The organism is Pedobacter sp. AC163, assembly GCF_979258665.1.
The window spans coordinates 987,441-999,340 of the sequence record NZ_OZ409872.1; the positions used below are offsets into that span (position 1 = coordinate 987,441).

The 11,900-nt window shown below is 39.0% G+C and carries 9 protein-coding genes; 1 reads left to right on the forward strand and 8 read right to left on the reverse strand.

Annotated elements, in window-relative coordinates; all coding sequences use genetic code 11:
* The first annotated feature begins 33 nt into the window (after nt 1–33).
* A complete protein-coding gene (locus tag ACZZZK_RS04080; RefSeq protein ID WP_463483004.1) occupies nt 34–798 on the forward strand; it encodes an AraC family transcriptional regulator in 765 nt (254 codons plus the stop codon).
* On the opposite strand, the gene ACZZZK_RS04085 is transcribed toward ACZZZK_RS04080, so the two are convergent.
* The 8 genes from ACZZZK_RS04085 to ACZZZK_RS04120 all read right to left on the reverse strand — a co-directional run bounded on the left by ACZZZK_RS04085 (nt 795) and on the right by ACZZZK_RS04120 (nt 11,894).
* Entirely contained in the window at nt 795–1,940 is a 1,146-nt protein-coding gene (locus ACZZZK_RS04085) for an esterase (RefSeq protein ID WP_463483005.1), read from the reverse strand. The two genes, ACZZZK_RS04080 and ACZZZK_RS04085, sit on opposite strands and share 4 nt — an antisense overlap.
* Nucleotides 1,941–1,948: 8 nt before the next feature.
* The gene (locus tag ACZZZK_RS04090) at nt 1,949–2,971 is read right to left on the reverse strand and encodes a glycoside hydrolase family 26 protein (RefSeq protein ID WP_463483006.1); all 1,023 of its coding nucleotides are present in this window, start codon (nt 2,969–2,971) and stop codon (nt 1,949–1,951) included.
* A 3-nt stretch (nt 2,972–2,974) separates the two neighbouring features.
* Complete coding sequence (locus ACZZZK_RS04095; protein ID WP_463483007.1) at nt 2,975–4,669, reverse strand: DUF5060 domain-containing protein; 1,695 nt, start codon at nt 4,667–4,669, stop codon at nt 2,975–2,977.
* A gap of 835 nt (nt 4,670–5,504) precedes the next feature.
* A complete protein-coding gene (locus ACZZZK_RS04100; protein ID WP_463483008.1) occupies nt 5,505–6,716 on the reverse strand; it encodes a glycoside hydrolase family 130 protein in 1,212 nt (403 codons plus the stop codon).
* Between the two features lie 100 nt (nt 6,717–6,816).
* Nucleotides 6,817–8,226, reverse strand: a complete 1,410-nt coding sequence (locus ACZZZK_RS04105; protein ID WP_463483009.1) for an MFS transporter — start codon at nt 8,224–8,226, stop codon at nt 6,817–6,819.
* Between the two features lie 82 nt (nt 8,227–8,308).
* Entirely contained in the window at nt 8,309–9,367 is a 1,059-nt protein-coding gene (locus ACZZZK_RS04110; RefSeq protein WP_463483010.1) for a glycosyl hydrolase, read from the reverse strand.
* Between the two features lie 69 nt (nt 9,368–9,436).
* Nucleotides 9,437–10,369 carry a hypothetical protein gene (locus ACZZZK_RS04115; RefSeq protein ID WP_463483011.1) on the reverse strand — a complete coding sequence of 311 codons (933 nt, stop codon included), beginning with the start codon at nt 10,367–10,369 and terminating at the stop codon, nt 9,437–9,439.
* 10 nt (nt 10,370–10,379) lie between these two features.
* The gene (locus ACZZZK_RS04120) at nt 10,380–11,894 is read right to left on the reverse strand and encodes a RagB/SusD family nutrient uptake outer membrane protein (protein WP_463483012.1); all 1,515 of its coding nucleotides are present in this window, start codon (nt 11,892–11,894) and stop codon (nt 10,380–10,382) included.
* Between the last annotated feature and the right edge of the window lie 6 nt (nt 11,895–11,900).

Consider the following 11,900-nt stretch of genomic DNA (forward strand, 5'->3'; position numbering starts at 1 on the left):
GAATTCGATTTTCCGCTGCATAACCACGATGATATGGAGCTCAACCTTGTGCTCAATGCGCCAGGCGCAGAACGTATTGTTGGTGACCATATTGGCGAAATTAATGATATGGATTTAGTGCTGGTGGGATCCAACTTATCCCACGGATGGTTTACACATAAGTGCCGGAGTACTGAAATTAAAGAGGTAACGATTCAGTTCCACAAGGATCTGCTAGATGAAAAACTCCTGAAACGCAACCAACTATCTTTTATCAGGAATATGTTTGAACAATCTAAAAGAGGGGTGTTGTTTTCAGCTGATACCATTAGTAAAATTGCACCAAGACTCCTGAATTTAAGTAACAAGAATGGATTCCATTCTATGCTTGAACTGTTATCGATCCTGCATGATCTTTCCATTTCTAAAGATAATAGAATGCTCTCCGATTCCACATTTACAAAAGAGGATTTCAATTACAATAGCAGGCGCATCGAAAAGGTATTTGAGTATATGAACAGTAATTTTGATAAGTTGCTTACCTTATCGGACGTGGCCAAAATCGCCAACATGCCAGAGGCTTCGTTCAGCCGGTTTATCAAAAAAAGGACAGGCTACACCTTTGTTGACAGCCTTAGTGAAATCAGATTGGGTCATATCAGCAGAATGCTTATTGACACCACCCAATCTGTAGCGGAGATTGCCTATAAATGTGGTTTTAACAATATGGCCAATTTTAACAGGACTTTTAAAATCAAAAAAGGTTGTACCCCAAAGGAATTCAGGGAAAATTATGGTGGAAAGCGTGTATTTATTTAAAATATCCTTTGCACAAACCCATGGAGCTGTTCACGCCAGAAACGCCATTCATGACCGCCCTGGCTATCATGAAATTCATGAATTATACCTTTTTCCTTTAGGGTATAATCCAGCGCCAGATGCCCCTGATATCTTGGATCATCCTTACCACAGGCGATCCACAATAATTTGATGTTTTGATTAACTTCTTTTGGATTCGAGAATACTGATGGCACTCTTTCATTTATGTCAAAAGCAGCATCACTCAGCAGCCCGGCACTGAACTCTCCTATATAAGAAAACTTATCCAGATTTTTCAGCCCTATAATGTAAGCCTGCCCCCCGCCCATGGAAAGCCCAGCAATGGCCCTTGACTTTCTATCCGCCATGACCCTGAAATTTTTCTCCATATAAGGTATAACATCAGCCAGCAATTCTTTTTCCAGTTGCTCAACGCCATCTTTTGAACTTCCACCGGCCCAGCTTCCATCTATAAGGCCATTGGTCATGACAATAATCATTGGTTTGGCTTTTTTTTCAGCGATTAGATTTTCCAGGATGACATCTGCTTTGCCTGCGGCCTGCGTCCAGCTTGTTTCATTATCCCCGCCGCCATGCCTTAAATATAACACCGGAAATTTCTGCTGTTGGTTTTGTTGATATTCTGCTGGAAGAAAAACCGTCATTCCCCTTAATTTCTGAAGTGAAGATGACTGGTATTTAATGTACTGCAAAAGACCATGAGGAACCTGCTGAACCTCATCGAACCTTGGCTCATCCCCTGGAACTTCGACGATACTACCATAAAGTTCCGTACCTGATTTTACCACCGGATTTTTTGGATCCAAAATAGTGATGCCATCAACCCAGAACTGATAGGAATATACACCTGGCTGCTGAGCAGGAAGTTTAATTTCCCAATTACCGGCCGTATCTTTAGTCATTGCAGCAGGATTCACTGCCCATTCCCCGAAAATCAGGTTTACCTGCGAAGCCTTCGGTGCCTTGAGACGGAAAGTTATACTCTTATCATTTGCAACCACTGGTGAGTAAGGTGGTGAAGCAGGCCCCCACCAGCCCTGTACGCTATAGGTATTTTGAGGCTTTTGTGCGTTTGACTGGAATCCAGCCAACAATATCAGCATGAACAAATATCTTTTCATCTTTCAGTTTACCAGCCTTTCATCTCATCAAGGGTGATGACATTTTCAGCATTTATTAAATTATTGATTTCTGCATTCGTGTTATGCTCAAACACCAACTCCGACCACCCCATAAAAAAAGTCCATTTTGGCTGTGTTTTGAGCTGCCCTGGACTTGGCAATTTTTGACATTCACCGATAGCAATTGGCTTGTTCCCTCCCGCTTTCACCATAATATCATACTTATCCTGACTAAAACCACTTTTATCATCATAGATATCCAGCGCCGCAATATCCCAATATTCGGGACCTGGATTATAATCAACTGCATCTTTTGCCAAAGATTTAAAATCCTGTATATCCCATACCCAGATCAGGTTTGACAGTTTTTTGTTTTTGGTTAAATAGTCGTGCGTGAGCTGGTACAATTTTCGCGTACCGGATGCTCCCGGCCTTCCACCCCACCAGAAAACGCCCTGATTCATTTCATGCAACGGACGGAAAAGTACCTCAACATCTTTCTCCTTCAATTGCTGCAGATATACTGCAATTTCATCCATCATCGCTTTCCAGCGTAAATTGATAATGGTTCCTTCGGTAAGCAGTTCCGACCATTGTTGATCTGTTAATTTACTAAGTACACCTTTCTTGTCCCAACCACAAGGTTGCTCCAGTGCAGGATTACAGGCATGCCACATGACATTAACGACTGAACCCTTGCTCCACTGTTTGGACGCTTCGTTTATCATCTTTTGTCGGTTGGAAATATTTTCCTGCTGAAAAAGAAAATCGCCGCTCCATAATCCCGGGTATCTTCCGGTCGTGACATTTATCTGAACAGTCCATTTCGCGGGTTCAGCATTCGGTTCCCGGTTATGGATGCCGGCAATGGTATATTTTCCTGAAATGGCATACAGATAATTCAGGCTTTTGAACCTGGTTGGTCCGATTGCTTTTTTCAATTTCGGAATCACTACCGTTTTCTGGGACTTAACCTGCCCGATCAAACTGAGGTTTACAATAAGACAAAGTGCGTATTTAAGTATTTTCATAATTTATTTCTTCTTTAAAATATAAACAGCATCGGTACCGGGATTTAAGACCACTGTAGAAATCTGAGCCTTATTATCAATAGATGTAATGTCATTTAATGCAGAGAATTTCCCAGTTTCACAATCATATCTTTCTGCAGAATAGACTGCAGATATTAAAGGTATGTTGATTTTGGTTGTGAGTTTTTCTTTTTTAGGGTTATACAGATAGATATAATACTCATTTCCGCATTTGACGCTATATAGTTCCATGTCTGAATTAGATGACGAGACAGAAAAAATATCAAAATTACCTTTCCCAGCCATCATCATCCTGTCTTGTATGATCCTCACCTTACGAATGTAAGTATCAGTCCCCCTATTGTCGAAATATTCCCACCACCAGGACAGTGGCAAAACAGGTGTTGGAGAAAACAGGCCATACCAAAGTCCCCTTTTAAAGTCACTGTCCATCTCCTGGGCAAAAAGGTCAAAGTTTTTCGACCAGTCATATTCATAACCATACTCACCGATCACATATGGCTTACTGAATTCCTTTGTATAATTCACAATTGTCGTTGGGAGTGCCCTGTTGTTTTTATAGATATGCTTTTGATTAAAATCAATATCACTGATACTGTTTAAACCTTTTAGATCCCTATGGGATATACTGGTGGTAACCAAATGATTAAATGGATCAATTTTTTTCATGTATTCAGCCATTTCTTTGTGCCATTGCACAATATCTTCAGCTGGTATTGGATTGTTCTTATCTCGGAACTGGACATTGTCAATTTCATTAAAAAATTCCCATGCACCAATTGCAGCGCTGTATCCCCAGCGGGCAACAATAAAACGCAGTCGGTTATAGTACTGTTTTTTAGCTCTTGGATCCTTGAAAAACTCAGCGGTGGATACCTGATAGCGACCGTTCTTTGCATCATAAGAACCCGGACCCAAGGTGAGCATCATGTATAAACCTAGCGAATCTGAAAGGTTGACCAGCCTATCCATTTTTGCGATCGCACTGGGATTGAAATAAGCTGAAGAATTGGTGTAGCGTTTATTATTAATACCGCTCTTCCAGTCCAGCGGTAAATTCCAGGAACATATCCAGGTCCGAAAATAATTTCCACCATGCCTGGAGAGTGCCGGCAACATATATTCATAATTGTACTTAGGATTCTCATGGAGTGCCTTGAAGAATTTGGAATCATCATCATCTCTTGATTCCCAGCAAATATTTTCACCGATACCACGGAAAGCATCACCATTATCAAATCGAAATGCCCAGTTGCTTCCCGCATGTAAAATTCCTTTGTTTTTGGAACCTGTAATATTGAAAGTTTTAGTAGCCGTGGAGAAAACAAGTTTTTCGTTCTTTTTCAGATGAAACCTATAGGTATACTTTCCTTTTTCCTTCGCCATAAATCTTGCTTTCCAGGTCGATTTTTTGGTATCTCCAGATTCATAGTAACAGGGCAGGACCAATCGCTTTCCTGAAGGAGATTTTAATTCCATATCCATCGAGATGTCCTCCTGCAGATAAGGATTTTCAAAATCAGCAGTTAAATCAATTTTCCACTCTGCTTTTTCATATTGCTTCGCATTTCTGTTCTCTAAAACGAAAGCGATAATTTTGTTCTGCGCCTTCAAACTGATTACAGCGAGCATAAATCCTATAGTGCAAAAGCCTTTTATCATCTGTTCTTTAATCATTATAATTTATTTTGTTGGAGAGTTTTGCTTAGTAGCGGCTAAAGCTTGAGCACATTCACATCAATAATCACAATCACTTCATTATTTGCTGATTTGAGGCGATATTTACTTGCATCATGTACAGCAAAAGCGAAGCACCATTCTTTTTCCGTTATAATTTGCTTTCAAAAAGCTAAATAATTGAAAGATAAAACGACGCCGCATATCAATAGCCATTGGTTTTCAAAATCCTGAGCATAGGTATGCATCTTATTATATTGCAAATTTTCAAGTGTTATAAACGTATAATGATAAATTCATATGGACAATATGATTTTGAAAATATGTCACAGGATTTTTATTTGACATTTTAGTTTAATATTGCTGTAATAATTTGATAAGCTGAGGGCATCAAATCAACATTCTGCCCTTAAAGCCTGTAAGTATCTACCTTATATCTAAAAGACAACGATTTTAGATTTGATGATAGTAATTTACCCATAGCTTAATATCAATTGACTTGCGCTAAGTATAGAAATAAAATATTTTTTATAGTTAATGAGTATTCCACAAAATATATCAAATTATAAACTGTAAGTAATATACGTCTGTAATTTTGCTTTCCACATATTGAAAGCCCCTTTCAAAAAATCCTGATATTTATAACTATCATTTAGGGCGTAAGCTGAGGAAAATATCCAAAGGTTTCAGCATTTAACATTGAACCTCTGGATATTTCGTGAATGATACTTTATGACTTTTCACCAGTCAAACCGTTTATTATTTATTAGCGAAAGGTCCTCTTAGTGATTAATAAATATTTTACAACTCCTATTCTATTACCTTTAGGAATACACTAATAGGTTAAACTTTTGTTGTTTTGCGTTTCTGCAAGAGCGGTTGCTTTATTTTTGTTAACAAGATTCACAATTGTGTCAACAGTTAACGAAGATTTCAAACCATCTTCTGGAGTATTGATTACATAATCACTAAGTTTTTCCAAAGTTGAAGTTGCAACATGCATACGTGTATCAGATGAGGCGTAGTAAATAAAAACTTTCCCGTCTTCATCCAAAATCCAACCATTACAAAACGCAACATTAGAAACATCGCCAACTCTTTCCTCACCCTCTGGAGCGATGAAATATCCTCCAGGTTTGTGAATCACTTTGGTAAGATCATTTAAGTCTGTCATAAACATGTATAAGACGTACCTTAAACCTGCGGCAGTATTTCTCACACCATGAGCTAGATGTAACCAACCCTTGTCGGTTTTTATTGGAGCTGGCCCCTGCCCGTTTTTGGCCTCATATACAGTATGGTATTCTTTTTTAAATATAATAAATTCGTGGTCGATCTCAGCATTTTCGATAGACTTCGATAAACCAAAACCAATTCCACCGCCACTACCAGCTTCTATGAAGCTATCCTGCGGCCTTGTATAAAAGGCATATTGACCGTCTACAAATTCTGGGTGTAAGACCACATTTCTTTGTTGCGGGGAGGGTGTTTTAAGGTCTGCTAACCGATGCCAATTTTTTAAATCTTTGGTCCTGACTATACCGCACTGTGCCAGCGCTGAGGTTTGATCTCCGTCATGAGCGGACGGATCACGCTTTTCTGTGCAGAACAGACCATAAATCCAGCCATCCTCATGCTCGACAATACGCATATCATAAACATTGGTATCCGCATTATCGTAGGCATCAAAAACAATGGGATAGTCCCAGAACCTAAATCCATCTATACCATTATCACTTTCTGCAACAGCAAAAAATGACTTTCTATCAGATCCTTCCACGCGGGCAACCATAATGTATTTCCCTTTGTACTTTATCGCTCCGGCATTGAACACTGCATTGAAGCCAATGCGTTCCATAAAATATGGATTAGAAGTCGGATCGAAATCATACTTCCATGTTAATGGCACATGTGCCGCGGTAAGTACTGGATATTTGTATCTTTCGAATATTCCATTGCCCTCTTCTTCTTTCAGGTTTTCTTTGTTTATCAGTAAATCCTGTGCTTTTGCTAAAAGCGCTATACGATTCTTAAAAATGGATGTCATGCTCTTCTTATGTATTAATTTTATTTGTGATAGTATAATTCTATACACTCTACTATTATTCAATTAACTGGTTATCAAATTTTAAATAGATAACGAGTTGTTAATTTTCTTGCTCTATTTTATCTTTTGTTCTTCTCTGTTCCAGTTCTCCGGATATTGTATTCATTAATGAATCGTTTAATTTGTAAAAACCAATGAAAACTGCCGAGAGTGCTGCACCTGTTGCGGGTATAAAACTTAACATCATCCTGATGCCACTTTGTGTCTCTATTGTTTGAGAAACATTTGCTTCAAAACCATAAATCGCAAGCATCCAACCGGTTAGGGCTCCTCCAAGTGTCCAGCCCAACTTTTGCGACATGGAGGACGAGGAAAAAATCAGCCCAGTCGCGCGTCTTCCTGTTTTCCATTCAGAATAGTCAGCAATATCAGCGTACATGGACCATAGTAGTGGAAAAATACAGCCAGCACATATACTAATCAAAAATTGAAAAGTGAAAATTAACATTAGATCGTTCTCTTTGAAGAAATAGAACACACAGCTCAAAAGTGCAGCAATCACCATTGCATAGAGAAAGGTATTTTTCTTACCTATCTTATCCGAGATTGGTTTTGCCAAAACGACTCCAGCAATGTTGGCCGCCTGTCCTAAAACCAAGTAAAGTGTGCTGTAGTTAATGGCTATTTTAAATATGGGTAACTCGAAGGCCTGTTGGCTTTGAAAATAATATTTGAAATAATAAATGACTGATCCATCTCTCAAGGAATTGAATATTAGTGTTGAAACCCCAGCTCCCAGCAGAATGAACCAAGGTTTGTTTTTAGCTAAATTTTTCAAATCATCTTTAAGAGATGACTTTTGTTCCTTTGGTGGACTTATTCTCTCTTTTGTCCACGCAAATGTGAAGTAAAAGAAAACAGCAGCAATGCAAGCATATAAAACCATCGTAAACAACCACCCTCTTTGTGCATCTATTCCTGATGCTGTTTGGCTGAACCAACTTACCAAGGGCTCTGCCGTAGCTAACACCAGGATACTACCCGCAAAGGCGAAAACAAATCTATAGGTAGAAAGCGCAGTTCGGTCTTTGATGTTCGATGTCATAACCCCCATTAGAGAGGCATATGGCACATTGATTGCTGAATAGACCATCATCATAAGGGTGTAAGTGACGTATGCATAAATTACTTTCCCGGCTAAACTTAGATTTGGCGTGGTAAAAGTAAGTACGCCGACTATCCCAAAAGGGATAGCTACCCACAATAGATAAGGTCTGAACTTGCCCCATTTTGTATTGGTCCTGTCAGCTATAATTCCAATAATTGGATCCAGGGCCGTATCCCATATTCTGGTGATCAGGAACATCGTACCAACTATAGCTGCTGATATTCCGAAAACATCCGTGTAGTAATACAGTAGATACACCGAAAAAATTTTCCAAAACATAGATGAGGCAAAATCCCCAAATCCGTAAGCAACTTTTTCTTTCAATTTTAGTTTTTGATCCATTCTTTTTATTAAATTCTTTATAATTTAATCCTGGTAATTTTCCTATTCTAAATTGCTTAAATCAAATAAATAACGCTGAATTTTATCTATTCCAACCCGGCATTTCGTCGAGTGTTACCACATTTACCGCGTTGTGTAATGCTTTAATCTGCGCCTGGGTATTGCTCTGTTCTTTAAATACCAGCTCAGACCATCCCATAAAGAAGGTCCATTTAGGCTGCTCCAATAACTGTTGGGGAGTAGGATATTTTTCGCACTCTCCAATTGCAATTGGCTTTCCCTTGGCGATATCAAGTATTGTTTTATACTTTGCTGCAGTGTAACCTGAACCATCAGAGAAATACATGTCCATTGACACCACATCGAAATAATTATCACCTGGATTATAGGTATTTACATCACTTGACAAACTACCAAAATCCTGTATGTTCCATACCCAAATCAAATTTGACAAACCTTTTGTTTTAGTCATATAATCATGTGTAAGCTGATAAAGTTTTCGAGTACCATTGGCTCCAGGCCTTCCCCCCCACCAAAATTTCCCTTGGTTCATCTCGTGCAAGGGACGCCATAAAACTTCCACACCCTTATCCTCTAATTGCTGAAGATAAATACAAACCTCATCCATCATCTGTTTCCACTTGGTATTTATTGCAGTGCCATCCGTAATTAGTTGTGTGAACTGCTCATCACTTAGTGAACTCATTACACCTTTCCCATCATCCCAGCCACAAGGCTGAGAATTGGCTGGATTGCAAGCGTGCCACATGATATTGATAATTGCTCCCTTTTTCCATTGGTTAACAGCTTGGTCGATCATAATCTGACGATTATTAATATTATCTGCCTGAAAAAGAAAATCTCCACTCCAAAGTGCAGGATATTTGTCGGTCACCGTTTTTACTTCCTCGGTCCACCTGGTTGGATCTGAATTCGGTTCGCGGTTGTGCATGCCTGCCACCGTTTTATTTCCAGAAATCTCGTTGAGGTAATTAATTGTTTTGAAAGGAGAAATTGATACCCCAACTGGTGGTTTGACAACGTCAATACTTGGCTCTGGATTTATATCCTCACCACCTTTACACGAAGTAAAAATGAGTATGGCTAGAAACATTAATCCGTTAATAATCTGTTTTCTCATAATTTTTTAATTCTAAAAATATATTTTTCGTCCAGCGGATCTAGATGATAATTAACCTTGACTCTTTATTTATAGCTTTTTCACATCGACCCAAAATCTTCTCGGCTTTCTGACAACCTTGTCGTAATCGGAGTATATCTTACTGTAGTCATCCACCCCTTCTAAAGGAAAGTCAAAAGAATTATCTGTTATGGTTTTATTGTTATTGTTTCCAAGAGACAAGCTACCGGCACCTCTGAAAGTTGCGACTGAAACGATGCCGGTCGATGAGGTAAATTTCACAACGTTAGTTGTATAATCTCGTTCCCACTTACCTTCGCCAATAGGGATTTTTCTATAAAAATTATTTACGTCTGTTTGAGGATTTCCTATGAATACGTAATTGGCATACTTTCCGTCAGCACCTGCACTATTGGTAACCTTACCGTAGGTTTTTCCTTCAGCAGTAACGCCTTGGAACTCAAAAGTGAGTCTGTTATCCAATTCCAATGAAGGACCTGTGGTCGCTGACCATAACCAAGGCTTAGCTGAAAAATCTATTACTTCACCACCGCCATATTCAGGCCCGGTGCCTCCATAAACAACCTGTTTCTGAATGGTGTAAGTTCCAAGGAGTGTTTCTGTAAATGGAATAAGTTCAACTGTCCATTCTCTTGATTTTCCAGATTCTGAAGTGATTGTATATTTATATTTATTATTGTTGGCTGCAAAATTTACTTTTTCACCAGATAAAGGTTTTATTTCAGATTTATAAGATGTTTGAATCTGGGCTGACACAGCTGAAAGATTTGTTCCTGCCTGAATCAGTACCTTAACTGCTACGGTCCCAGCCTGTCTATCTACAACTGCAGGTCCTATTTGTGCCAACCCATCTCCTAAGGTCACCGCTTCGATGGAGCGTTCATTGCTAACAACATCATCATAGGGGTCTTTTTGGCAAGCACTGAATAAAATTGTTGTAATCATTAATATTACAACCACTAGTTTATTGTTCCTTTTCATTGTTGAATATTTATGGTTTCATTAACGGATTAGTATCTAATTCTCTCTGCGGTATAGGAAAGAAATATGCTCCACTGGTAATTGTTTTGCGGTAATCCTGCGCCATTTTTTCCATACCATTTGTACGGCGTAGGTCAAATAAACGATTACCCTCAAATGCAAATTCCCAAGCTCTTTCCGCCACTACAGCATCACGAAATGCTTTCACACCTAAAGACGGAGGCAAATCACCAAGTCCAGCCCTAGCCCTTATCCTATTTACTGCTGAATACCCTTCACTTGGACCTGCAGCCTCTGCATAAATAAGAAGTATATCAGAGTAGCGGATAATAGGAGAATTTGCATTCATTTTGTCAGCATCACGTCCTGGGTCTATAAATTTTCTGGAAAATGGCCTTGAAGCAGAATTGATATCAAGGTTGTAAACAGTACCAGAATTAGTATAGGAAGACACAATAAGATCTGTTTTTCGCTTGTCAGTGTTTGCATAACTATTGTAATGACTGGCTTCTGTCCTAAAGTGATTCCAGCCTTGTCCAATATTAATTACCGGACTAGTTGCGTTACTTGGGTTATAGGGAATAGACATGGGGCGATCAGAACCGAGAAACATGTTTGGTAACTTCGTATATTCACCCTCTCTTACACCTAGGCGATCAACAGCAGCATCAAAGATATGCTCGTTAACACTTCCAGCTGTCTTATATAGAGCTGTATTCCAAATGTCAACCAGTGTATTGGTAAACCCAAAAACAGACTGATCATTAATCACTTTAGCAGCATAAGTCTTTGCATCTGTATACTTTTTCTCTGCATCATCCACAAAAGCATATCCAGGGGAATTATAACTTTTAGAAGAGGCTAAATGCAAGTATACTTTGGCTAGCAATGCCTGAGCGGCAACTTTGTTCGCTCTACCCTCTTTATTTTTAGCAATACTCATTAAACCTTCTGCGTTCTTTAGATCACTTTCTATGAGACTGTATATCTCACTGAGAGATGATTTAGCCATCGGAACCTGCCCTGCATCAGCAATAACTTCTGTTCTTAACGGAACTGCTCCAAACAATCGCACTAAATTAAAATTGTGCAAAGCTCTCAAAAAATACCCTTCCCCAATAATTTGGTTTTTGTTAGCAGCAGTGATACCTTCTACATTTGGAACATTTGCGATCACTGAATTAGCTCTTGCGATGCCTCGGTATAAATAGGTCCATAAATTATCCAAATCCGCATTTGCCGGTGTCGTCCTGATCTCATCCAATTCAAAATTAGAGACTCCTGCATCACCTTTTTGCGTTAAGTTCTCTGTAGGAAGTTCAGTAATGATGTAATAACCCCGGGAGTAATAACCGACCTCGGGAAGTATTGCATAAGCATAGGCTAATGCTGAATTTGCGTCTGCCTCTGTTTTATAAAAGGAACTGGTATTCACTAACCCATAAGGCTTTTCTTCCAATTTCTGACAGCTTGATAAAACTGCTGCAAAAACAAATGCGCTGTATATATATTTTTTTATGTTCATGATTTT